Source organism: Kitasatospora sp. NPDC004745 (assembly GCF_042873275.1).
GTDB lineage: Bacteria > Actinomycetota > Actinomycetes > Streptomycetales > Streptomycetaceae > Kitasatospora.
Genome location: NZ_JBIALK010000006.1, coordinates 210,590 through 233,020, shown reverse-complemented (window position 1 = coordinate 233,020; position 22,431 = coordinate 210,590). Strand labels below are relative to the sequence as shown.

20 protein-coding genes and 1 tRNA gene are annotated in these 22,431 nt (G+C 73.0%); 15 read left to right on the top strand and 6 right to left on the bottom strand.

Annotated features, from left to right (window positions below; all coding sequences use genetic code 11):
• Window positions 1-72: 72 nt before the first annotated feature.
• Window positions 73-2,553 (bottom strand): germacradienol/geosmin synthase, encoded by a 2,481-nt coding sequence (locus ACFYUY_RS14100; protein WP_387900634.1) that lies wholly within the window; start codon window positions 2,551-2,553, stop codon window positions 73-75.
• Between the two features lie 396 nt (window positions 2,554-2,949).
• Between ACFYUY_RS14100 and ACFYUY_RS14095 the strand changes: the two genes are divergently transcribed.
• Window positions 2,950-3,591 carry an HhH-GPD-type base excision DNA repair protein gene (locus ACFYUY_RS14095; RefSeq protein WP_360205638.1) on the top strand — a complete coding sequence of 214 codons (642 nt, stop codon included), beginning with the start codon at window positions 2,950-2,952 and terminating at the stop codon, window positions 3,589-3,591.
• A 154-nt stretch (window positions 3,592-3,745) separates the two neighbouring features.
• Here the strand turns inward: ACFYUY_RS14095 and ACFYUY_RS14090 are convergent, their stop codons facing one another.
• Window positions 3,746-5,248, bottom strand: a complete 1,503-nt coding sequence (locus ACFYUY_RS14090; RefSeq protein ID WP_360205640.1) for an MFS transporter — start codon at window positions 5,246-5,248, stop codon at window positions 3,746-3,748.
• A gap of 95 nt (window positions 5,249-5,343) precedes the next feature.
• On the opposite strand from ACFYUY_RS14090, the gene ACFYUY_RS14085 reads away from it, so the two are divergent.
• The gene (locus ACFYUY_RS14085; RefSeq protein WP_387900632.1) at window positions 5,344-6,309 is read left to right on the top strand and encodes a helix-turn-helix transcriptional regulator; all 966 of its coding nucleotides are present in this window, start codon (window positions 5,344-5,346) and stop codon (window positions 6,307-6,309) included.
• Window positions 6,310-6,355: 46 nt separating this feature from the next.
• Here the strand turns inward: ACFYUY_RS14085 and ACFYUY_RS14080 are convergent, their stop codons facing one another.
• Complete coding sequence (locus ACFYUY_RS14080; protein WP_360205645.1) at window positions 6,356-6,874, bottom strand: YbhB/YbcL family Raf kinase inhibitor-like protein; 519 nt, start codon at window positions 6,872-6,874, stop codon at window positions 6,356-6,358.
• A 207-nt stretch (window positions 6,875-7,081) separates the two neighbouring features.
• On the opposite strand from ACFYUY_RS14080, the gene ACFYUY_RS14075 reads away from it, so the two are divergent.
• The gene (locus ACFYUY_RS14075) at window positions 7,082-8,248 is read left to right on the top strand and encodes a hypothetical protein (protein ID WP_387900630.1); all 1,167 of its coding nucleotides are present in this window, start codon (window positions 7,082-7,084) and stop codon (window positions 8,246-8,248) included.
• A 28-nt stretch (window positions 8,249-8,276) separates the two neighbouring features.
• Here ACFYUY_RS14075 and ACFYUY_RS14070 read toward each other — a convergent pair whose 3' ends face one another.
• Window positions 8,277-9,830: a helicase HerA-like domain-containing protein gene (locus ACFYUY_RS14070; protein WP_387900628.1), complete on the bottom strand. Its 1,554-nt coding sequence runs from the start codon at window positions 9,828-9,830 to the stop codon at window positions 8,277-8,279.
• Window positions 9,831-9,999: 169 nt separating this feature from the next.
• Here ACFYUY_RS14070 and ACFYUY_RS14065 point away from each other — a divergent pair, with 169 nt between their 5' ends.
• A complete protein-coding gene (locus tag ACFYUY_RS14065; RefSeq protein ID WP_030061387.1) occupies window positions 10,000-10,296 on the top strand; it encodes a type II toxin-antitoxin system VapB family antitoxin in 297 nt (98 codons plus the stop codon).
• A gap of 252 nt (window positions 10,297-10,548) precedes the next feature.
• Window positions 10,549-11,223: a LytR C-terminal domain-containing protein gene (locus tag ACFYUY_RS14060; RefSeq protein WP_387900766.1), complete on the top strand. Its 675-nt coding sequence runs from the start codon at window positions 10,549-10,551 to the stop codon at window positions 11,221-11,223.
• Between the two features lie 77 nt (window positions 11,224-11,300).
• On the opposite strand, the gene upp is transcribed toward ACFYUY_RS14060, so the two are convergent.
• Window positions 11,301-11,936: a uracil phosphoribosyltransferase gene (gene upp, locus ACFYUY_RS14055; protein ID WP_360205654.1), complete on the bottom strand. Its 636-nt coding sequence runs from the start codon at window positions 11,934-11,936 to the stop codon at window positions 11,301-11,303.
• A 162-nt stretch (window positions 11,937-12,098) separates the two neighbouring features.
• On the opposite strand from upp, the gene ACFYUY_RS14050 reads away from it, so the two are divergent.
• The 8 genes from ACFYUY_RS14050 (at window position 12,099) to ACFYUY_RS14015 (ending at window position 17,070) form a co-directional block, all read left to right on the top strand.
• Window positions 12,099-12,335: a hypothetical protein gene (locus tag ACFYUY_RS14050; RefSeq protein ID WP_360205657.1), complete on the top strand. Its 237-nt coding sequence runs from the start codon at window positions 12,099-12,101 to the stop codon at window positions 12,333-12,335.
• 204 nt (window positions 12,336-12,539) lie between these two features.
• A complete protein-coding gene (locus ACFYUY_RS14045) occupies window positions 12,540-13,100 on the top strand; it encodes a tRNA adenosine deaminase-associated protein (protein WP_360205660.1) in 561 nt (186 codons plus the stop codon).
• Between the two features lie 44 nt (window positions 13,101-13,144).
• Window positions 13,145-13,654 (top strand): tRNA adenosine(34) deaminase TadA, encoded by a 510-nt coding sequence (tadA, locus tag ACFYUY_RS14040; RefSeq protein WP_360205663.1) that lies wholly within the window; start codon window positions 13,145-13,147, stop codon window positions 13,652-13,654.
• 102 nt (window positions 13,655-13,756) lie between these two features.
• Window positions 13,757-13,843: transfer RNA gene (locus tag ACFYUY_RS14035), tRNA-Ser, on the top strand.
• A gap of 456 nt (window positions 13,844-14,299) precedes the next feature.
• Window positions 14,300-14,464, top strand: coding sequence for a hypothetical protein (locus tag ACFYUY_RS14030; protein WP_188304848.1), 165 nt, complete (start codon window positions 14,300-14,302; stop codon window positions 14,462-14,464).
• A 139-nt stretch (window positions 14,465-14,603) separates the two neighbouring features.
• Window positions 14,604-14,897, top strand: coding sequence for a Dabb family protein (locus ACFYUY_RS14025; protein ID WP_360205666.1), 294 nt, complete (start codon window positions 14,604-14,606; stop codon window positions 14,895-14,897).
• 326 nt (window positions 14,898-15,223) lie between these two features.
• Complete coding sequence (locus ACFYUY_RS14020; RefSeq protein WP_360205979.1) at window positions 15,224-16,021, top strand: RNA polymerase sigma factor SigF; 798 nt, start codon at window positions 15,224-15,226, stop codon at window positions 16,019-16,021.
• A 143-nt stretch (window positions 16,022-16,164) separates the two neighbouring features.
• On the top strand, window positions 16,165-17,070 hold the full coding sequence (locus tag ACFYUY_RS14015) for an RNA polymerase sigma factor SigF (RefSeq protein WP_360205670.1): 906 nt from the start codon (window positions 16,165-16,167) through the stop codon (window positions 17,068-17,070).
• On the opposite strand, the gene ACFYUY_RS14010 is transcribed toward ACFYUY_RS14015, so the two are convergent.
• Entirely contained in the window at window positions 17,071-18,045 is a 975-nt protein-coding gene (locus ACFYUY_RS14010; protein ID WP_387900625.1) for a tyrosine-protein phosphatase, read from the bottom strand.
• A 414-nt stretch (window positions 18,046-18,459) separates the two neighbouring features.
• On the opposite strand from ACFYUY_RS14010, the gene ACFYUY_RS14005 reads away from it, so the two are divergent.
• A complete protein-coding gene (locus ACFYUY_RS14005) occupies window positions 18,460-20,778 on the top strand; it encodes a hypothetical protein (RefSeq protein ID WP_360205676.1) in 2,319 nt (772 codons plus the stop codon).
• A 115-nt stretch (window positions 20,779-20,893) separates the two neighbouring features.
• A complete protein-coding gene (gene pelF, locus ACFYUY_RS14000; protein ID WP_387900623.1) occupies window positions 20,894-22,408 on the top strand; it encodes a GT4 family glycosyltransferase PelF in 1,515 nt (504 codons plus the stop codon).
• The last annotated feature ends 23 nt before the right edge of the window (window positions 22,409-22,431 follow it).

The window sequence follows — 22,431 nt, the reverse complement described above, 5'->3', positions numbered from 1 at the left end:
TAGCCAGAAGGCGGAGCACCCGCGCGGGATCGTCCGCGCGGGTGCCCCGCCGCCCTGCCCGGTCGGCCCGGGTCAGCCCAGGGCCGTCACCCCGGCGGCCGGCGGCGGCCGCAGCCCGGCCGTCCCGAGGCCGGTCGGCCCGAGCGGCAGGGCCGCGGTCACCGCCGCCGCGGCCGGCTCCGGGGCAGCCGGGGTGGCCGGGACGGCCGGAGCCGCGGCAGCCGACCGCGCCGCCGGGGCGGCGGGCACCCGGGCCGGAGTCGCCCGGACGCGCTCCCCGCCGAAGTGCCGCTGCAGGTCCTCCTCCCCGTACCGGTGGCAGTCCCGGTGCCAGACCAGGATCCCCGCGAGCCAGTTCTCCAGCTCCACCACGTACCCGTCCAGCGCCCGGCGCGCCTCCGCGGAGAGGTCCAGGTCCTCGTACAGGACGGGGAGTTCCTTCGCCACGACGTGCTGGAACTGGTCCAGCCTGGAGTGCATCAGGTCCCCGACGATGCGCACCGCCGACGGGTAGTCGCAGCCGAAGAAGTTCTGCACCACCAGCACGGCGTTGTGCAGCTCGCCCTCGTACTCGATCTCCTTCTGGTACGAGAAGAGGTCGTTCATCATGCACGCGTAGTCCGCGGCCGAGCCCTCCAGGGAGCGCATCGAGCCGTGCGCGTGCACCTCGGGCGGCACGGCCTGCTCCCGGGCGAGGCGGGAGAGGCTCATGGTGAGGTCCGACCCGAAGGTGGCCCGGCGCATCTCCAGGTAGTCGACCGGGTCCGGGATCCGGTTCTGCACCTGGTTGTTCAGCTCCCAGATCCAGCTGGCGGTCATGGACTCGACGGCGGTGCGGAAGGTGCGCCGGGCCTCGGCGGTCATCGGCCCGGCGGTGCGCCGCCAGAGGTCGGCGAGGCCGCGTTCCAGGGCGTTGGCCGGCTCGGGGGCCGGTCCGCCGTTGACCGGCATGAACAGCGAGAGCCGTTCGGTGGCGTGCTTGGCGCCGGCGAGGTCGCGGGTGCGGCCGAAGACCGCCGGGTAGTAGTCGTCGGCCCAGGTGCCCCAACTCAACCAGTCGCTGGTGAGGGCGAGTTGTTCGGCCGTCGCGTCGGGGTGGATGCCGGCGGAGCAGAGCGGCAGGTCGTAGTCCCGCATGGACGCGGCGTCCCAGACTCCCGATCCGGGGATGCCCGGGTCCGCCTCCAGCATGCCCATCCGCTCCGCCCAGGCGACGGCGCGTTCCCGGTCGGCCTCCAGGTGCGGGCTCGGCGTGACGCTGAACGGCAGGTCGAACTCCGGCAGTCGGGACGGCCCGACGGTCCGGAACGGCACGTGGCTGTGCGACCGCGCCCGCCGCACCGCCGGCGCGACCCCGCCCGGGCCGGCCGCACCGGCCGCCTGGCCGACGGAGGGGGCGCCGACCCCGCCGGCCGACGCCCCGCTGCGCAGGATGTCCAGCGCCGCGGTGCCGATGCCGCCGATCCGGAACGGGTCCCACCACTCGCCACCGGGCACCGTGCCCGGCAGCGCGCCACCGGTGCCCGGCGCCACCCCGGCGCTCCCCGAACCGGCCGCCGCACCACCGCCGTTCATGTACCGGCTGGAGCGCATGTGCCACTCGTGGCCACCGGACTGCCAGTCCTGCAGCCCCTTGACGTAGGCCATCACCCGGGCGCGTTCCTCTGCGCCGAGTCCCTTCTCGGCGAACAGCACCGGCAGTTCGGTGAACACGGTGTTCTCGAACTGCTGGAGCCGCGAGGTGAGCAGGTCGTTGACCGCCTCGGCGGCCTCCTGGGTGGAGCAGTCCAGGAACCGCTCCAGCACCAGGATGCCGTTGCTGAGCTCGCCCTCGTCCTCCACCTCCCGCTGGTAGGAGAAGATGTCGTTGCGCAGGTGCACGCCGTCGGAGAAGGCGTCCATCAGCACCCGGAGCGCGCGCGAGCCCGAAACCTCCTTCGGTACCTCGGCGTTGGCCGCGTACTCGACGAGCTGGGCGGACCACGGGGCGCCGCCGACCTTGCGGCGCATCTCGATGTACTCGACGGGGTTGGCGATCCGGCCGGCGTCGATGTTGGCGAGTTCCCAGAGCGACTCGTCGAGCAGGTTGCGGGTGCTCCGCGCGAAGCGGATCCGCCAGTCCTCGCCCATCGCCGGCACCGTGCGCCGCCAGAGGTCGGCCAGGCCGGCCTCGACCGGGTTCTCCGGCTCGGGCACCGGGGCCGCCGGGTCGGCCGGCATGAACAGCGGCAGCCGGTCGAGGTGCGCCTTGCCGGCCGCGCGGTCGTTGGTGCGCTTGTACATGTCGAGGAAGTGGTCGTCGAAGAAGAAGACCCACACGTACCAGTCGGTGACCAGCGAGAGCGCCTCGGCGGAGGCGTCGGGGTGGGTGTAGGCGCAGAGCAGGCCGTAGTCGTGGGCGTCCAGGTCGGCCTGGTCCCAGATCCCGGACCCTTCCAACATGCCCATCTCGCGGGCCCATTCGGTGGAGTGGGCCCGCGCTCCGTCCAGATGGGGGTTGAGGCGCGCCGGGTGCGGCACGTAGAAGGACGGCAGTTCGAACGGCTGGGTCACGGCGGGCGAGCCTTTCTGGACGCGTCGTTTGGACCAAGAATGACCCGCGGACGAGCCCGCGCACCGTCGCAACGGAAACAGTCATATGAGATGACCCACGGGCGGCCGAGCGCGGGCCGCGCCCCGAGCGCCGCCCGCACCACCGCCCCCCTCCACCGGGCGCCCCCTCCCCCAACTCCCCACCACCACCGGACTGCGGGCAAAAAATGTCCCGCGAATTCCCCCGACCGCCGGAACCCGTGACCCCAACAACCGCTCCGCCAACGAACAAACCAGTCACGGCAAGGCCGGCAACTCCACGACTTCCCACGCTACGGGCGTGTTGACCGCCTCCCCTCCCGGCCCGTCCACCAGACTGGGCGCCGACCCGACGTCAACTCCGAGGAGGGCAAGCCCATGAACGTCACCGTCCGGCTCGCACAGCAGCCCGAGGCCGACGAACTGCTCGGACGGAGTGCGCTGGCTGCGCTCGTCGGCATGCTGCTGGACCAACAGGTCCCGATGGAATGGGCGTTCACCGGCCCGCTGACCATCGCCCGGCGCCTCGGGCGGGACGACCTGGACGCCCACGAGATCGCCGGGTACAACCCGGAGGAGTTCGTGGCGCTGCTCTCCGCGAAACCCGCCGTGCACCGCTACCCGGCCGCGATGGCCAAACGGGTCCAGCAGCTCTGCCAGTTCCTCGTCGCGCAGTACGACGGCGAGGCCGCCGCGCTGTGGAAGGACGCCCGCACCGGCAAGGAGCTGCTCAGCCGCCTCAACGCGCTGCCCGGCTTCGGCAAGCAGAAGTCGCAGATCTTCCTGGCCCTGCTCGGCAAGCAGTACGGCGTGCAGCCTGAGGGCTGGCGGGAGGCGGCCGGCAGCTACGGCGAGGAGGGCGCGCACCGCTCCGTCGCCGACATCACCGGGCCCGAATCCCTCGACCTGGTACGGGAGTTCAAGCAGGAGATCAAGCGCGCCGCCAAGGAGGCCAAGTCCGCGGCGAAGACCACCACCCGGGCGGCGGCCGCGAGCCCGACCGGGGCCGGCGCGCGCTGACGCCGCCACCGGGTGCACCGGGGCCGGCACCAGGCCCGACCCGGGGCCGGCCCGGCACCGAGGAGTGCACCGCCGTACGGTCCACGACCCTCCCGGCGTGCGGCGGGGCCCCGGTCGCACGGTGCGACCGGGGCCCCGCCGTCCGGGACGGCCCTCAGACCAGGACGGACTCGCGCTCCGCCTCCCCGGCGCCGACCGGACCGGCCGCCGGAGCGGCCGCGGGGACCGCCCTGCGCCGCGGCAGCGCGAACATCAGCACGAACACCACCGCCAGCGCCCCCGCGACCCACCACATCGCGTGCACGAACGCCCCGCCGAACGCGGTGCCCACCGCCTGCGGCGCGACCACGTCGTCCATCGCCCCGAAGAAGGCCACCGAGACCAGCCCGAGCCCGAGCGCGTTGCCCATCTGCTGGACGGTGTTGATCAGCCCGGACGCCGAGCCGGCGTGCTCGCGCGGCACCTCCGCCAGGATCGCGTCGGTGATCGGCGCGACGATCAGGCCCATCCCGAGGCCCATCACCACCAGCGGCAGCGCCATCTGCCAGGGCGCGATCGCCGTCCCGTACCGGTCCGCCTCCCAGATGTAGGTCAGCACGCCCGCCGCCATCACCAGCGCGCCCGCCTGGAGCACCCGGCGCCCGAACCGCGGCACCAGCTTCTGCACGGACAGCCCGGCCGCCGTGGAGACCGCGAGCGAGAACGGGATGCCGGTGGACCCGGCCTTGAGCGGGCTCCAGCCCAGCCCCACCTGCATGTACAGCGTCCAGACCAGGAAGAAGATCCCGCAGACCACGCCGAAGGCCAGCTGCACGCCGATGCCGGCCGCGAAGCTCTTCACCCGGAACAGCGACAGCTCCACCAGCGGCGAGCCGTCCCGCCGCGTCTTGACCCGCTCGTACGCCACGAACAGGGCGAACACCGGCACGCTGCCGGCCATCGACAGGTACCCCCAGAGCGGCCAGTCGGCCTCCCGCCCGTGCGTCAGCGGGTAGATCAGCATCAGCAGGCCGAGGCTCGCCAGCGCGACGCCCACCAGGTCCAGCTTGAGCGCCTGCTCGGCCCGCGACTCGTCGATGAAGCGGCGCCCGAGCAGGAGTCCGGCGACGCCGACCGGCAGGTTGATCAGGAAGATCGGCCGCCAGGCCAGGCCGAGGAGGTCCCACTCGGTGAGCAGCGCGCCGATCAGCGGCCCGGAGACGGCGCCCAGGCCGACCACCGCGCCGAACATGCCGAACACCTTGCCGCGCTCCTCCGCCGGGAAGGTGGCGTGGATGATCGACAGCACCTGCGGCACCATCAGGGCCGCCGTCGCCCCCTGCAGCAGGCGCATCCCGACCAGCATCTCCGGGCCGGTGGCCAGGCCGCACAGCGCGGACGCCAGGGTGAACCCGCCGATCCCGACCAGGAAGAGCCGCTTGCGGCCGTGGATGTCACCCAGCCGGCCGCCGGTGATCAGCCCGATCGCGAAGGCCAGCGCGTAGCCGCCGGTGACCCACTGGACGGCGCTGAAGGAGGCGCCGGTGTCCTGCTGGATGCTGGGGATGGCGATGTTGACGATGGTGACGTCCACCAGGTCCATGAAGGAGGCGACCATCACGATCGCCAGCGCGATCCACCTCCGCCGGTCCGGGTCCGCGCTCTTCGCGGTGTTCATTCGGTACTCCTCGCTCGTCCTGCTCGTCGGCACGTCCGAGACGATACGGGCCATGTAGGTCAGGTCCTGTCCCAGTTCTCCGGCATCCTGGGGGCATGACCGACACCCCGGCACGGCTGCTGAACCTGCTGTCCCTGCTGCAGACCCCGCGCGAGTGGCCGGGCAGCGAACTGGCCGAGCGGCTCGGCGTCAGCCCCCGGACGATCCGGCGCGACGTCGACCGGCTGCGCGAGCTGGGCTACCCGGTGCAGGCCACCATGGGCGCGGTCGGCGGCTACCGGCTGGTCGCGGGCACGGCGATGCCGCCGCTGCTGCTGGACGACGAGGAGGCGGTCGCCATCGCGGTCGGGCTGCGGGCCGCCGCCGGGCACGCGGTGGTCGGCATCGAGGAGGCCTCGGTGCGGGCCCTGGGCAAGCTGCTCCAGGTGCTGCCGGGCCGGCTGCGGCACCGGGTGGGCACGCTCAACTCCGCGACCGTACCGCTGCTCACCGGTGACGGCCCGACGGTCGATCCGGACGACCTCACCGTGCTCGCCGGCGCCGTCACCAACCGGGAGCGCCTGCGGTTCGCCTACCGCGCCGGCGACGGCGCCGAGACCAGGCGCCACGTCGAGCCGGAGCGGCTGGTCTCGGCCGGGCGCCGCTGGTACCTGGTCGGCTTCGACCTGGACCGCGACGACTGGCGGCTCTTCCGGGTCGACCGGCTCGGCGAGCCGCTCGCCACCGGCGCCCGCTTCACCCCGCGACGGCTCCCGGCCGAGGACGCCGCCGCGTACGTGGCGGCGAAGCTGCGCCGCCCGGCGCCGACCCGGACGCTGGTCGCGACGGTGCACGCCCCTGCGGGCACCGTCCGGCAGCGGTTCAACCAGGACGACGCCGTGATCGAGCCGGTCGACGGGCAGCGCTGCCGGCTGAGCGCCCGCACCGACTCCCCGGAGTGGACGGCGGTGCGGCTGCTGATGCTGGGCTGCGAGTTCGAGGTGCACGAGCCGCCGGAGCTGGTCGCCCACCTGCGCGCGCTCGCCGGCCGCGCCGCGCGGGCGGCGGGCGAGGACCGCTGACCGGCCGCCGCCCGGTGGGCCGGCGGCCGGGTTCGGTACGGCCCGCTCAGACCCCGTACTCGGCGGTGAGCAGCGCCCGGCCCAGGGTGTGGAAGGTGAGGTGGAAGCCGATCTGGGCGGCCGGGGTGTCGGCCGTGACGTCCAGCTTCTCCACGTCCAGGGCGTGCACGGCGAAGACGTAGCGGTGCGGGGCGCCGGGCGGCGGGGCCGCGCCGTCGTACCGGCTGCCGGGGAAGTCGTTGCGGCCGTGGAAGGAGGCCGCGCCGGGCAGGTCGGCGTCCGAGGAGCCGGCACCGCGCGGGAGTCCGGCGGTGTCGGCGGGCAGGCCGAGGGCGAGCCAGTGCCACCAGCCGGAGCCGGTGGGGGCGTCCGGGTCGTAGCAGGTGACGGCGATGCTCCGGGTGCCCTCCGGCAGGCCCGACCAGGCGAGCTGCGGCGAGAGGTTGCCGCCGGCGTGGACGAACTCCCGGTCCAGCGTCCCGCCTTCGGTGACGTCCTCGCTGGTCAGCGGGAAGGACGGCACCTGCGGCAGGAAGTCGTACGGCAGCGGCGGACGGACGCTCATCTGGCGGTCACCTCTCAACGGGCCTGGCACGGCCACGGGCCGGGAGCCCGGGTCGGAACGACACGGCTCACTGTAGTGCGGGCCGCCACCGGGGCGGCCGATCCCCGCCGGTGGGCCGCTGGTCCGCCCGGGTGGCCAGGTATAGACCAATTCCACCCCTGCGGATAGCGTGGTCGGCGCACCCGCCCCCTGCTCCGGAGCCGCACCGTGGAGTCGTCCGTCCTCGCCTTCGCCACCGACCTGCTCGACGAGGGGGCCGACACCTTCTTCGGCAACCTCGCCGACCGCGCCGGGGTCGGCGGCGTCACCCTCGCCTCGGTCTACCACCAGGCCCGGGACGTCTTCCCGCACAACCCGCACCGGGTGATCCGCTACCTGGAGCCGGGCGCGGCCTACTTCCGCCCCGACCCGGCGCACTGGCGCGGCCGCCGCCTCGCGCCCGTCCCGTCCACCGCGATCGGCGACCGCGACCCGTTCGCCGAGGCCGCCGCCGAGGCCCGCCGCCGGGGGATGCGGCTGCACGCCTGGACGGTGTTCTGCCACAACGACCGGCTCGGCTTCGTCCACCCGGACTGCGCCCCGGCCAACGCCTTCGGCGACCGCCACCTCACCGAGCTGTGCCCGGCCCACCCGGAGGTCCGCGCGTACGCGCTGGGCCTGGTCACCGAACTCGCCCGGTACGGCGTCGACGCCGTCCGCGCCGAGTCGCTGCACTTCCACGGGCTGCGCCACGGCTTCCACCACGAGCGCTACTTCGAGGAACTGGGCCCGGTCGCCGAGGCGCTGCTCGGCGTCTGCTTCTGCGAGCACTGCCGGGCGGCCGCCGTCCGCGCGGGCGTCCCCGCCGAGGAGGTGGCGGCAGCCGTCCGCACCGAGCTGCGCCGCCGGCTGGCCGACGAGGGCGCGGCGGCCGAGCCGGGCGCCCTGGACGAGCTCGCCGGCGGCGCGTTCGCCGCCTACGTGGACGCCTCCGCCGCCACCGTCACCGCGCTCGCCGCCGACCTGACCGGGGAGGCCCGGCGCCACGGCATGCGGCTGACCTTCATGGACGGCGCCGGCCCGGGCAGGGGCTGGCTGTCCGGGATCGACCTGCCGGCCCTCGCCGCGGCGACCGACCGGATCGAGACGCTGGGCTACGCGCGCACCCCGGAGGCCGTCCGCGAGAAGGTCGCCGCCTTCGCCCTGCACGGCGTCCGCCCGCAGGACCTGGCGGTGATCCTGCGCCCGATGGCCGTGGACTGCGACGGCCCGGCCGACCTCGCCGCCAAGATCGCCGTCCTGCGCGAACTGGGCGTCCCGGAGGTCGAGTTCTACCACTACGGCCTGATGCGGCTCTCCTCGCTGGACCGGATCGGCGCCGCCCTGGCCGACTAGGTCCCGTCGTCCACGGCCACCGCCACCGCTACCGGCGCCGCCGGGAGGTCCCGAACAGGCTGCGCGAGATCTCCTGCCCGAGCTGCCTCCCCGCCGAGCGCGCGAAGGACTTCACCGTCGGGTTGCTCAGCAGCGAGCCGAGCAGCCCGCCCGCGCCCGCCGGCTCCTCCTGCTCCGCCGGCTCCCGCGGCCCGGGGGCGGGTCCCGGCTCCACCGCCGGCGGGCGGGCCGCCCGCGCCGCCAGCTTCTCGTAGGCCGACTCCCGGTCGACGGCGTCCCGGTAGCGCGCCGTCAGCGGCGAGGCGTCCACGGCGGCCTGCAGCGCACCCGCATCGATCGGCCCCATCAGCGAGCGCGGCGCCCGGAGCCTGGTCGCCGCGACCGGGGTCGGCGCGCCCTTCTCGGACAGGACGGTCACCACGGCCTCGCCGGTGCCGAGCGAGGTCAGCACCTCGCCGAGGTCGTAGGAGGACCGCGGGAAGGTGGAGACGGTGGCCTTGAGCGCCTTGGCGTCGTCCGGGGTGAAGGCGCGCAGCGCGTGCTGCACCCGGTTGCCCAGCTGGGCGAGCACGTCGGACGGGACGTCGCGCGGCGACTGGGTCACGAAGAAGATCCCCACGGCCTTCGAGCGGATCAGCCGGACGGTCTGGGTGATGGCCTCCAGGAAGGCCTTGGAGGCGCCCTTGAACAGCAGGTGCGCCTCGTCGAAGAAGAAGACCAGCTTGGGCCGGTCGAGGTCGCCGACCTCGGGCAGCTCCTGGTAGAGGTCGGCGAGCAGCCACATCAGAAAGGTGGAGAACAGCCGCGGCCGGTCCTGCACGGCGGGCAGCTCCAGCACCGACACGACGCCGCGACCGTCCGGGGCGGTGCGCAGCAGTTCCGCGGTGTCGAACTCGGGCTCGCCGAAGAACGCCCCGGCGCCCTCGTTCTCCAGCACCGTCAGCCCGCGCAGGATGACCCCGGCGGTGGCCGCCGAGAGGCCGCCGATGGTCCGCAGCTCCTCCTTGCCCCCGGGCGAGGTGAGGAAGGCGATGACGGCGGTGAGGTCCTTGAGGTCGTACAGTTCCAGGCCCTTGGCGTCGGCGTAGTGGAACACCAGGCTGAGCGAGGACTCCTGGGTCTCGTTCAGGTCCAGCACCTTGGCCAGCAGCAGCGGCCCGAAGCTGGTGACGGTGGCCCGGATCGGGATGCCCGCGCCCTGGCCGCCGAGCGAGTAGAACTCGACCGGGCAGCCCTGCGGTGTCCAGTCCTGGCCGACCTCGGCCGCGCGGGCGCCGGTGCGCTCGCTGGGCACCCCGGGCGCGGCGACGCCGGAGACGTCCCCCTTGACGTCGGCGAGGAACACCGGCACGCCCTGCTCGGAGAGCTGTTCGGCGATCAGCTGGAGGGTCTTGGTCTTCCCGGTGCCGGTGGCGCCGGCGACCAGCCCGTGCCGGTTGAGCACGCCGAGCGGGACGCGGACCTGCGCGTCCCGGTGGGCGGTGCCGTCCAGCAGCACCGCGCCGAGGTCGAGGGCGGGCCCGGTGAAGGCGTACCCGTCGGCGATCTCCCGGACGGCCGACGGGGTGGGGGCTGAGGACATCGGGGCACACTCCTGGGCGGGGCGGGGTCCGAACCCGGGGGGATTCCGGGGCGATGTTCGCGACATTTCCCATCAAACAGCCGCAATCACACGCCCGCAGCTCACACCGGAGCGCGTGGCGGCGTCGCGGCTGCTGCGCCATCCGCCGCCCAAACGGTAGGCTTTCCGTGTGATCTTCAAGCGCATCGGCAATGGGCGGCCGTACCCGGATCACGGCCGGACGAGCACCCGACAGTGGGCTGACGTCGCCCCGCGTCCGGTGCGGCTCGACCAGCTGGTGACCACCAAGGGACAACTGGACCTCGAAACCCTGCTGGCCGAGGACTCGACCTTCTACGGGGACCTCTTCGCCCACGTGGTGAAGTGGCACGGCGACCTCTACCTGGAGGACGGCCTGCACCGGGCCGTGCGCGCCGCGCTGCAGCAGCGCCAGGTGCTGCACGCCCGCGTCCTCGAGATGGAGTGACGGACCCTTCGTCACGGGCCACCGGACCGCCCCCTCGCCATCCGGCGGAGGGCGGTTCGCGCGTACCCGGGTACCCCCGTTCGGGTGCCGGAGTACTCCAGATGATGATCATTTAGTACCTTCGCAGCCTGTCGGCACTAGGCTGCTGACTACGGCCGCGACCAGGGGATCCGCCCGCACCGGGGGACCACCGGACCGGCCGACCCGTCATCCCGACCCCGCCCCGGCACGAGGGGGAGACAAACCGTGAGCATGTTGACTCCCCAAGGCCTCAAGGGGAAGCAGTACCGCGTCACCGGCAACGCCTACCCGCGGCTCGGCCGGCCCCCGAAGAAGAGCCGCAAGGTGATCGCCGCACTGGCGGCGCTGGTCGCCCTGGCCCTGATCGGCCTCGGCGGCGTGCAGCTCTACGACATCTTCAGCGGCAAGAACCGCAACGCCTCCGCGCAGGCCTGCGCGACGCCCTCCGGCAAGCCGCTGGCCGCGCCCACCCCGGGCGCCGCACCCGCCGCCTCCGGCACGCCGGCCGCCGCCCAGGGCGACCCGCACGCCATCCCGCAGCCGGCCGCGGTCACGGTCAACGTCTACAACGCCACCACCAAGGCCGGGCTGGCCGGGCGGACCGCCGACGAGCTCAAGAAGCGCGGCTTCACCATCGGCAAGGTCGGCAACGCCCCGGCCGAGCTGGACAAGAAGGTGCCCGGGACCGCCCAGGTGATCGCCGGGCCCGCCGGCGCCGGCGCCGCCACCCTGCTCACCTCGCAGATCGCCGGGGCCACCGCCACCGCCGACGCCCGCACCGACGGCAGCGTCGACTTCGTGGTCGGCGACAGCTACAACGCCCTGCTGGACGAGACCCAGGCCGCCGCGGCCCTCGCCCTGGCCACCAAGCCCTCCCCCACCCCGACCGTCACCGGCAGCTGCTGACCCGGCGCCCACGACAGCGGAGAGCCCCCCGGCACGGTGCCGGGGGGCTCTCGACGTCCAGGGGGGGGTGGGTCCGCTCAGCCCGCGGTGCCGTAGAGGCGGTCGCCCGCGTCGCCGAGGCCGGGGACGATGTAGCCGTTCTCGTTCAGCCGCTCGTCCAGGGCGGCGGTGACGACGGTGACCGGCAGGTCCGCCAGCTCGCGCCGCATCACCTCGACGCCCTCCGGCGCGGCCAGCAGGACCACGGCGGTGACGTCGGTGGCGCCGCGCTCGATCAGCATCCGGATCGCCGCGACCAGGGTGCCGCCGGTGGCCAGCATCGGGTCGAGCACGTAGACCTGGCGACCGGACAGGTCGTCCGGCATCCGGGTGGCGTAGGTGGAGGCCTCGAGGGTCTCCTCGTTGCGGACCATGCCGAGGAAGCCGACCTCGGCGGTCGGCAGCAGGCGGGTCATCCCGTCCAGCATGCCGAGGCCGGCCCGGAGGATCGGCACGACGAGGGGGCGCGGGTAGCTGAGGCGGGTGCCGAGCGTGACCGCCACGGGCGTGGTGATCTCCACCTCTTCGGTGCGGACGTCCCGGGTGGCCTCATAGGCGAGGAGGGTCACCAGCTCGTCGGTCAGGCGACGGAAGGTCGGCGAGTCGGTGCGCTCGTCGCGCAGGGTGGAGAGCTTGTGGGCGACCAGGGGGTGGTCGACGACGTGGAGACGCATGTACCGAGGTTAGCCCGGCCCCGGACGCCTGTACGACTCGCCGCGTCCGCCCCGGCCGCGTCGCCGGTCACCCGTCCGTGACACGCCGTGACGCACCGCGAATCTCCGGACGGAAGCACCTCCTGTGGTATCAACCGGGCCGATCTGGGAATGTCACGTCTTATGACGAGCAACCCGAACGCGGGGGGCGGCTCGACGAACGAGCCCACCGGCCGGTCGGGCGGGCGCGCCGGCCCGCCGCAGGACCCTCCGGAGACCGAGGCGGAACGCCGCAAACGGCGGGCCGTCTTCCTGCGCGAGCTCGCCGAGGCCCGCGAGCTGCGGGAGCGGGTGCAGCCCCGGCGGACCAAGGAGCGGCGGATGCGCGAGGCCATGCGGATGCGAACCTTCCGGATCTGACGGGGGCTGCCGCCCGATCCGCCCCGGTTCACCGACCCCCGCCCCGCCCTTCCGACACGACCTGCAAAGACGCGCTGCCGAACACCCCCCGCGAGGGCGGGCTTTCTGTCACGATTCCGATGGGACGGTCCGAACAAGCGGACCGCCTCTGGCGCGGGGGCGGCCAGACTTCGCGTTGCCCGAACGCGCCGACAGCCGAGACCGATGATCTTGGGAGTGTCCCTGGTGGCGTACTTCGCTGCAGTGCTTGCTCGCACCGAGGACGGGTGGGATGTGAGCGAGACGGAGCTCGACGACGTCGAAACCCTCGCCGATCTGACCGACCTGGCCCGCGACTCCGCGCAGGACGACGACAGCGTCCTGGTCTTCATCGAACAGGAGGACGCCTGGTTCGCCATCGTCCGGGTGGACGGCGAGGAGGACCCGCGGATCTTCGTCTCCGACGGCGCCGCGGCCGCCCGCAGCTCCTACGGCTCCGTCCTCACCGACGAACTGGTCGACCAGGCCGGCGAGAGCGAGTTCGGCGACCTGGACGACCTGGTCGTCGAGCTGGAGGAGAGCGGGGAGGAGGACCAGGAGGAGGACGCCGACGCACCCGGCGGGGTCCCGGTCGGTCCGCTCGGCGACTCCCACCTGCTGACCGAGTTCGGCCTCCCCTCCGAGGAGCTGCTCGCCCTCAGCGGCGAGGGCGCCGTCCCGGGCGACGCCCTGGAGGAGATCGCCGAGGCCCTGGGCTGCGGCGAGGTCCTGGAGGCGGTCCGGTAGCGACCGCACCGGTGCCCTCCACCGGATGCCCGACACTGGATGCCATGCAGACCGCCCCCCGGATCGCCCCGCTCCCCGCCCCCGTCCGCCCCGACCCGGTCCGTGACCGCTGGGCGGCGCCGATGCGCCTCGCGATCGCCGAGGCCGCCCTGGCGCCGGCCACCGGGGACGTTCCGGTCGGGGCGCTCGTCCTGGGCCCGGACGGCGAGGTGATCGGGCGCGGCCACAACGAGCGCGAAGCGGTCGGCGACCCCACCGCGCACGCCGAGGTGGTCGCGATCCGGCAGGCGGCCGCAGAGGTCGGGGAGTGGCGGCTGAGCGGCTGCACGCTGGTCGTCACGCTGGAGCCCTGCACGATGTGCGCCGGGGCCATCGTGCTCTCCCGCATCGACCGGGTCGTCTACGGCGCCCTCGACGAGAAGGCCGGCGCGGCCGGCTCGCTCTTCGACGTGATGCGCGACCGCCGGCTCAACCACCGCCCCGAGGTGATCTGGGGCGTCCTCGCCGAGGAGTGCGGCGAGCAGCTGCGCGAGTTCTTCGACACCCACCGCTGACACCGCAGCCGCGCCCCCGCCGGCACCGGCCGCACCGGGCGCGCGACCCCCGCGCCGATACGGATTTCGTGACCGCGCCACCCGTCCGGTAGAGTTCCCCTCGGTAGCGTGTCCGAGCGGCCAAAGGAGCACGCCTCGAAAGCGTGTGTGGGGGCAACTCCACCGTGGGTTCGAATCCCACCGCTACCGCTGGAAAAGCCCGAAGGCCCGTCCGTTGCAGAACGGACGGGCCTTCGGCGTTCCCGCGCACCCTCGGGCGCGGAAAGGGCTCCGCACTCCGGGCCGATGACCACCAACGCCCGGAGGGTACGGAGCCTGGAGGGGGAGCGGCTCGGGGGAAACTGCCGCTCCCCCCTGCGGAGTCCCACAACCGGCGCCGCGTCGGGGGGGAAGCCGCGGCACCGGCCCCACAGCGGGGAGCTCCGGATCCACGCACCGGGAATTCCTGCCAGATCCCCGGTACGCGTTCCATCCTGCCGCCGGAGCCGCGACCGGGCACCCGGAGAAAGGCCTCACTCGCGGGGACCTTCGTCCCGTCGGGCGAACGCGTCGCACACTTGATAGCCCGTCCGGTGGATAAGCTGCTTCCGCAGGGCCGATCGGGGACCAGGACGGCGGCGGCCCACGGCAGGGAGGACGGCACCGATGGCGCAGGCGAAGAAGATCGGCATGGCCCTCCTGCTCATCTTCGTCCTCTATTCGATCATCACGTCCCCGGCCCGCTCGGCCGAGCTCGTCCAGCTGGGCTTCGAGGGCATCTCGAACGCGGCCAAGGCGGTCGGCACCTTCATGACCGGTCTGATCAAGTGAGCCCCCGGCCATCGTGAACGGCCCGCCCGGCCGGCCTCCGCGGCCGGCGGGCGGTCAGCCCGCGGACGGCCGTCGCCGGGCCCGCGCCCACCGGCTACCGTGGGCGGGTCCCCACCCCCGTCCGCGAGGAGCGGCAATCGTGATCCGGCACCTGGTCCTGTTCAAGCTCAACGAAGGCGTCACCAAGGACGACGACCGGGCGCTCGCCGGCGCCAAGGCCTTCGAGGAGCTCGGCCCGCAGATCCCCGAGCTGCGCGAGTGGGAGTGCGGCTGGAACACCACCGAGCGCGACATCGCGTACGACTACGCGATCAACAGCCTGGTCGAGGACCGCGAGGCCCTGCAGGCGTACCTCACCCACCCGGCCCACCAGGCCGCGGCCGGGCAGTGGCGCGAGTTCGCCACCTGGGTGATCGCCGACGTCGAGGTCTGATCCCCGCCGCACCCGAGGCCCGTCCCCCGGACGGACCGCCGCGCCCCGTCCGCCCGTCGGACGGGGCGCTTGCTCTGTCCCGGAACGATCCCTGCCGCGCCCCGCCGGGGGCCCGGACGGACGGACGGCGCCGCACCAACACACCTCCACCGGGTGCTTGCCCGACCTGTGCCCGCCTTGTGATGCTATGACCGGTTTTGCCGGACATGGCGAGGTGATCAACCAGCCGCGACACCCGATCCGCAGGGCCCGTCGTTGTCGACTTAGGGAGGGGTGGCGTGTCGGTGGACGAGGTCTTGGCGGCGATCATCAGTCCGGCCGGCGAGCTGCGCCCGGAGGGCCTGCGCGGCCCCGGCGGCCGCCCCGCGGTGGACGTCCGGACACTGACCCGGGTGCTCTTCGAACGGCTCGCGGAGCTGCCCGCCGGCGCCCCCGAACGGGAGCGGGTCAGAGCCGCCCTGATCGAGGTGAACATCCCGCTGGTCCGGTACGCGGCCACCCGGTTCCGCAGCCGCAGCGAGCCGATGGAGGACGTCGTCCAGGTCGGCACCATCGGCCTGATCAACGCGATCGACCGCTTCGACCCCGGCCGCGGGGTGCAGTTCCCCACCTACGCCCTGCCGACCATCCTCGGCGAGATCAAGCGCTACTTCCGGGACAACGTGCGCACCATGCACGTCCCGCGCCGGCTGCAGGAGCTCTGGGTCCAGGTCAGCGGCGCGATGGAGGAGCTGACGGTGCTGCACGGCCGGACCCCCAAGGTCCCCGAGATCGCCGCCAGCCTGCGGATCCCCGAGGAGGACGTCCGGGCCTGCCTGGACGCCGGGCGGGCCTACAACGCGGCCTCCCTGGAGGCCGCGCAGGAGCACGAGGGCGGGCTCGCCCTGCTCGACCGGCTCGGCTACGAGGACTCCGCGCTGGCCGAGGTCGAGCACCGGGACATGGTCCGCCACCTGCTGGTCCAGCTGCCCGAGCGGGAGCGCCGGATCGTGATGCTGCGGTTCTTCGCGAACCTCACCCAGTCGCAGATCAGCACCGAGCTGGGGATGTCCCAGATGCACGTCTCGCGGCTGCTCTCGCGCATCCTGACGAGGCTTCGGACCGGCAACTCATGGGAAGACTGAGATTGCAGCGCGTTACCCCCGCGTGACATCTCGCGACGTTCGGGTTTGCCGTGGGCCGTGTTCCGGTATGGAGGGGGAGGGCCCCGGCGGGAACCTCCGCGCGACGGCTCCCGTTCAAGTGTCAGTCACGAGGGGGTGGGTGCATGTCCGGAGAGCTGGGCACTGCGGAGATCCACGCTGGTCAGGCCAACGGTACGGCGGTCGCCGAGGACCGGATCCCGCTCCAGCGGGTCCCGTCCGCCGGGTCCCCCGGCCCGGAGACGCCGCCCGAGCCGCCGCCCGGCTCCGTCCTGGACACCCGGACGCTCTCCCGCTCGCTGTTCCTGCGGCTGGCCGCCCTGGAGCCCGGAAGCACCGAGCACGCCTACGTCCGCGACACCCTGATCGAGCTCAACCTGCCGCTGGTCCGGTACGCCTCGGCCCGCTTCCGCAGCCGCAACGAGCCGATGGAGGACATCGTCCAGGTCGGCACCATCGGCCTGATCAAGGCGATCGACCGGTTCGACCCGGAGCGCGGGGTGGAGTTCCCCACCTTCGCGATGCCCACCGTGGTCGGCGAGATCAAGCGCTTCTTCCGGGACACCAGCTGGTCGGTCCGGGTGCCCCGGCGGCTCCAGGAGCTGCGGCTGGCGCTCACCAAGGCCGGCGACGAGCTGTCCCAGCGGCTGGACCGCTCCCCCACCGTCGCCGAGCTGGCCGCCTGCCTGGGCGTCAGCGAGGAGGACGTGGTCGAGGGCCTCGCGGTGGGCAACGCCTACACCGCCAGCTCGCTCGACTCCAGCCCCGGCGAGGAGGACGGCGACGGCCCGCTGGCCGAGCGGCTCGGCTACGAGGACCTCGCCCTGGAGGGCGTCGAGTACCGGGAGTCGCTGAAGCCGCTGCTGGCCAAGCTGCCGCCGCGGGAGCGCCGGATCATCATGCTGCGGTTCTTCGGCAACCTGACCCAGTCGCAGATCGGCGAGGAGATCGGCATCTCCCAGATGCACGTCTCCCGACTGCTCACCAGGACGCTCACCCAGCTCCGCGAGGGCCTGATCAGCGAGGGCTGATCAGGGCACCGCGGGCCGGCCCCCGTCGCCGTCCAGCAGGTTGGCCCGCAGCCCGTCCAGGACGGCGTCGTCCAGGCCCAGGCCGTCCCGCCAGTACCCGTCGAAGCCGGACCAGCCGGCCCCGACCTCCTCGAAGGCCGCGGCCAGGTAGTCCGGGTCGGCCCGGAAGACCGGCAGGAGCAGCTCCGGCTCGCGCATCAGGCCGCGGGTGCCGAAGTCCTCCAGCACGCGGTCGACGACCGGGGCGGCGCGCTCGTTGGTGAGCAGGTAGTCGGCGACGACGGCCCCGCGGTCCACCCCGAGCGCGGTCAGCACGAGCGCGGCGGCCCAGCCGGTGCGGTCCTTGCCGGCCGAGCAGTGGAACAGCAGCGGCGGTCCCCCGGGGGCGGCCAGCAGCCGCAGCAGGGTCGCGAACCGCTCCCGGGCCACCGGGTCGGTGACGAACCAGCGGTAGAGGCCGGTCATCATCCCGGCCGCCCGGCCCGCGCCGAGCACGGCGCGCTGCCGGTCGGGGTCGCGGTCCGCGAGGGCGCCGCGCAGCGTCCGGTGGATGTCGAAGCCCGTCGCCAGCAGCGGCAGGTGGTGCAGGGTGACGCCGCCGGGCCCGTCGGCCTCGACGGTCAGCGCGGTGGTCGCCGGGGCGGTGGCCGGGAGCTCGGCGACCGGGAGGCCGGGCAGCCGGTCGGGGCCGGCCGCGCGGACCTCGTCCAGGCTGCGCAGGTCCACCACGCGGCGCAGGCCGAGTGCGCTCAGCGGGCCCAGATCGTCCTCGGTGACATGGTTCAGGCCATCGCTGCGCAGGGCCACGCCCGACCGCAGGAGCCGCCCGTCGGCCGTCCGGTAGCCACCGAGGTCGCGCGCGTTGACCGCGCCGCGCAACCCGAGACTGCGCCCGACCAGCACCGTTCCGCCCGGCCCCGCCGACGTATTCCGTGCACCGCCGATTACGCCGGACTGGGTCTGCTGATCGGCCACGCGGCGCCTCCATTGCATATTCGGACTGTCACATGGCACAGCGGTGCCCGATATTGCATGAACCTGCCCAATGGGTCGGCGAGATGTGCAAGAGTGTCATCCGCGACGACGACAGTGTAGGCGCCGGGGGGCCCTGCCGAAGGCGCACGCGCAGTAACGAGGCGTAGCGGTCAGCTTCCGTTTTTTCATTCCCAATTCATTATTTGCATAGCCGGTCCAGTTCCGGTCACAATCAGCGCCTTCATGGCATCGCCATGAACGTTGGTAACAGGTTCGCTGCACTCTCGCCCAATTGGTCCCTCGTAGGCCCGACCCTCGACCAGGATGGGCGCCGGGCAGCCTGCTGCCCGCGAACAGCTACAGGGCAGGCGAGCGCCGAGCAGCGAGGCGCCTGCACCAAGGGGAGGATCAACCATGGGTCGAGCGACCCGAAGAGTTGCCGCCTGCGCGGCGGCAGTTCTGCTGGCCAGCGGCCTGCAGACCACCCTGGCCCACGGCGACACGACGCCGCCCAGGATCGACCTCACCATCCTGGTCATCGACGACGGGGGCCCCTCCGTCGCGGCCATCACCGCCGAGCTCAAGAGCCAGGGCACCCCGTACAAGGTCGTCAACCTCAACGACACCAACCGTCCCGTCATCAACTCGGCTTTCCTGAGTGACACGGTGAACGGTCAGCCCCGCGGGAAGTACCAGGGCATCGTGCTGCCCAACGAAAACCCCTTCCCCAACAGTGCCGCCGAGATGACGGCCATCGCGAGCTACGAAGCCGCATTCGGTATCCGGCAGATCGACGCGTACACGTTCGCCAGCCCCGCGGTGGGGCTGAACTACGCCGTGAATCCCGGTTACTACGGCACCCTGGACGGTTTCCAGGGCGCCACCACGGCCGCCGGCACTTCGGGCCCGTTCGGGTACCTGAAGGGCAGCGTCCCGTTCGAGGACAACGACCCGTCCGTCAGCGAGAGTTACGGCTACCTGGCCACGCCCCTGGCCAGCCTCCCCGCCGGTGCCTCGTTCGTCCCGCTGGTCGACTCCGCGATCCCGAACACCACCTCGCGCGGCTCGCTGGTCGGGGAGTACACCCACGACGGCCGCAAGGAACTGGTCGTCACCTTCGTCTACAACCAGTACCAGCAGCAGTACCGCCTGCTGGCGCGCGGCATGGTCGACTGGATCACCCAGGGCGTCCACCTCGGCTACGACCGCAACTACTTCGCGGCGCACGTGGACGACGTCTTCCTGGCCGACGACCGCTGGGACACCACCCTCAAGTGCACCCCCGGCGACGTCACCTGCCCGCCCGGCACCCCGGACACGGCCAACCCGATCCGGATGACGCAGGCGGACGCGCAGTTCCTCAAGCAGTGGCAGACCGCCAACAACTTCACCTTGGACATGGTGTTCAACGGTGGCGGCAGCGAGGACTGGAAGGCCGACCACGAGACCACGGTCGACCCCACCGCCACCCAGATGATCGCCGACCAGAACAGCTACCGGTGGGTCAACCACACCTACACCCACCCGTACCTGGGCTGCGTCCAGGACGTGTCGGTGGTGCCGTGGCGCTGCAGCAAGGACGCCGCCGGCAACACCGTCTGGACCGACCAGAACACCATCTCGACCCAGATCAAGAACAACTTCGACTGGGCCAAGACCAACGGTCTGAACGTCGACCCGCAGTCGCTCGTCACCGGTGAGCACTCCGGTCTACTGACCGCCCCGCAGGAGACCAGCGACAACCCGTACCTGGCGCCGGCGCTGGCCGCCAACGGCATCAAGTTCACGGGTAGCGACGCGTCCCGCGAGCCCGCCCAGCGGGCCGTCGGCTCGTCCACGCTGACCGTGCCGCGGTACCCGATGAACGTCTTCTACAACGCCGGGACGGCGAAGGAGGAGGCGGACGAGTACAACTGGATCTACACCAGTGCGGCCAACGGCGGCAGCGGGATCTGCGAGAACAACGCGAACTCGACCTGCCTGCCGCACCCGCTGGACGTCAACACCGGCTACCAGTCGTACATCGTGCCGCTGGAGGCCCGGATCGACCTCGGCCACGTGCTGAGCAACGACCCGCGTCCGCACTTCATCCACCAGTCGAACCTCTCCGAGGACCGGATCCTGTACCCGGTGCTGGAGAAGGTCCTCGGCAACTACCGGGCCCTGCACGCCGACAACACCCCGATCGTCAACCTCGGCGAGAAGGAGATCGGCCAGGAGTTCCAGAAGCGCGCGGCCTGGAACGCGGCGCTGGCCGCCGGCCAGGTCACCGCGTACCGGATCGGCAACACGGTGACCGTCAACGCGCCGTCCGGCGTTCAGGTCCAGGCCACCATGCCGACGGGCACCTCCCAGAAGCTGGTCATCGGGTCGACCGCGTTCGGCTCGGCCTACGCCGGTACGCTGTCCGGCTGGGTGTCCCGCGGCACCCTGCAGAGCAGCATCACCCTGCAGCTCCCGTCGGCGCCGGCCACCCCGGCCGCCGTCTCGCCGAGTGTCGCGGCCAACTCCGTCACGGCTCCGGCCCCGGCGGACAAGAAGGTCGTCCCGCAGGGCGTCGCCACCCCCGTCCCGGTGGGTCCGAGCGACACCACCCGCACCAAGGCGAAGTCCCTGGTCCCCGGGAGCGGCGTCACGGTGCCCGGCAAGGGCGTCGCGGCCAAGGGCGGTAAGGCCACCGGGGGGGCGGCCTCGCTCGGCACCACCACCACCGGACGCTCCGGCAACCGGTAACCCGTAGCACCCGATGGCGGGGCCGGACCGGGCAACCGGCCCGGCCCCTGCCACGGCTCCCGTTCCGGCCACCCAGGCCGGACACCGACGCAAGGAACAGGAGGGGGGACAGGAGATGCGCGTCACCCTGCTCACCGAGGGGACGTATCCGCACCAGCACGGCGGCGTGAGTGTCTGGTGCGACCAGCTCGTTCAAGGCATGCCCGACGTCGACTTCGACGTCATCGCCGTCACCGGTACCGGCCACGAAGCCCTGGCCTGGGAGCTGCCCGCCAACGTGCGGTCCGTCACGACCGCACCGCTGTGGGGACCGGCCTCGGAGGCCGGACCGCCCCGCGGCAAGGAGATGCGGCGCTTCCTCAACGCGTACGAGCGCTTCCTGCACTCCATCCTCGATCCGGTCTACACCACGCACTTCGGCACCGAGCTGTACGGCTTCGCCGACCTCGCCCGGCGCGGCCTGCTCAGCCCTGCGCTGCGCAGCGAACGCGCGCTGCGCACCCTCCAGCACGTCTGGACCCGCGACTACCTGCCCACCGCCGTCTCCCGGCCCACCCTGCACGACGCCCTGAACGCGACCGACCTGCTGGAGCACGCCCTGCGGCCGCTCTCGGTCGAGCCGCCCACCGACGGCGTCGCGCACGCGGCCAGCGGCGGCCTCGCCACCCTGCCCGGGCTGATCGCCGCCCAGCAGTACGGCGTACCGTTCCTGCTCACCGAGCACGGCATCTACCTGCGCGAGCGCTACCTCGGCTACCGCACCGGCCCCTACCGGTGGCCGGTCAAGGCGCTGCTGCTCGGCTTCTACCGGATGCTCGCCGAGGAGAGCTACCGGCAGGCGGCGCTGGTCACCCCCGGCAACCGGTACAACCGGCGCTGGGAGGAGCGCGGCGGCACGCCGTCCGCGCACATCCGCACCGTCTACAACGGCGTGGACCCGACGGCCTTCCCGCCGGCCGGGCCCGAACCCGAGACGCCGACCCTCAGCTGGGCCGGCCGGGTCGACCCGATCAAGGACCTGGAGACGCTGATCCGGGCCTTCGCCATCGTCCAGCGCGAGATCCCCGAGGCGCGGCTGCGGCTCTTCGGCGGAACTCCCAAGGGCGGCGAGGCCTACCGGGACGGCTGCATAGCCCTGGCCGCCGAGCTCGGCATCGCCGACTCGGTGGCGTTCGAGGGCCGCGTCGCCGACATCACCGACGCGTACGCGGCCGGCAACGTGGTCATGCTCTCCAGCATCAGCGAGGGCTTCCCGTTCACCCTGATCGAGGCGATGTCCTGCGGCCGCGCGACCGTCTCGACCGACGTCGGCGGCGTCCGCGAGGCCGTCGGGGACACCGGCCTGGTCGTCCCGCCGCGCGAGCCCGAGCCGATGGCGGCCGCCGCCATCGAGCTGCTGCGCGACGCCGAGCGGCGCGGCCGGCTCGGCGAGCAGGCCCGGCTGCGGGTCATCGAGCAGTTCACCCTCCGCCAGAACATCGACGGCTTCCGGGGCATCTACACCGAGCTCCTCGGCACCGCCCGCTGGATGCCCAACGGCGTGGTGGCCGTCACCGACGAGGCCCCCGCACCCGACTGGGACGAGCAGCTCGCCGCCGCCCGCCCGGAGCCGAGCGAGGTGGGCGCGTGAACGGGCGAACCGTCGACGGGCGC

Bases quoted from the DNA above. Each gene is read 5' to 3' on its own strand.
- ACFYUY_RS14095 (WP_360205638.1), top strand. From the start codon at position 2,950: ATGAACGTCACCGTCCGGCTCGCACAGCAGCCCGAGGCCGACGAACTG.
- ACFYUY_RS14090 (WP_360205640.1), bottom strand. From the start codon at position 5,248: ATGAACACCGCGAAGAGCGCGGACCCGGACCGGCGGAGGTGGATCGCG.
- ACFYUY_RS14085 (WP_387900632.1), top strand. From the start codon at position 5,344: ATGACCGACACCCCGGCACGGCTGCTGAACCTGCTGTCCCTGCTGCAG.
- ACFYUY_RS14080 (WP_360205645.1), bottom strand. From the start codon at position 6,874: ATGAGCGTCCGTCCGCCGCTGCCGTACGACTTCCTGCCGCAGGTGCCG.
- ACFYUY_RS14070 (WP_387900628.1), bottom strand. From the start codon at position 9,830: ATGTCCTCAGCCCCCACCCCGTCGGCCGTCCGGGAGATCGCCGACGGG.
- ACFYUY_RS14060 (WP_387900766.1), top strand. From the start codon at position 10,549: ATGTTGACTCCCCAAGGCCTCAAGGGGAAGCAGTACCGCGTCACCGGC.
- upp (WP_360205654.1), bottom strand. From the start codon at position 11,936: ATGCGTCTCCACGTCGTCGACCACCCCCTGGTCGCCCACAAGCTCTCC.
- ACFYUY_RS14050 (WP_360205657.1), top strand. From the start codon at position 12,099: ATGACGAGCAACCCGAACGCGGGGGGCGGCTCGACGAACGAGCCCACC.
- ACFYUY_RS14045 (WP_360205660.1), top strand. From the start codon at position 12,540: ATGATCTTGGGAGTGTCCCTGGTGGCGTACTTCGCTGCAGTGCTTGCT.
- tadA (WP_360205663.1), top strand. From the start codon at position 13,145: ATGCAGACCGCCCCCCGGATCGCCCCGCTCCCCGCCCCCGTCCGCCCC.
- ACFYUY_RS14030 (WP_188304848.1), top strand. From the start codon at position 14,300: ATGGCGCAGGCGAAGAAGATCGGCATGGCCCTCCTGCTCATCTTCGTC.
- ACFYUY_RS14015 (WP_360205670.1), top strand. From the start codon at position 16,165: ATGTCCGGAGAGCTGGGCACTGCGGAGATCCACGCTGGTCAGGCCAAC.
- ACFYUY_RS14005 (WP_360205676.1), top strand. From the start codon at position 18,460: ATGGGTCGAGCGACCCGAAGAGTTGCCGCCTGCGCGGCGGCAGTTCTG.
- pelF (WP_387900623.1), top strand. From the start codon at position 20,894: ATGCGCGTCACCCTGCTCACCGAGGGGACGTATCCGCACCAGCACGGC.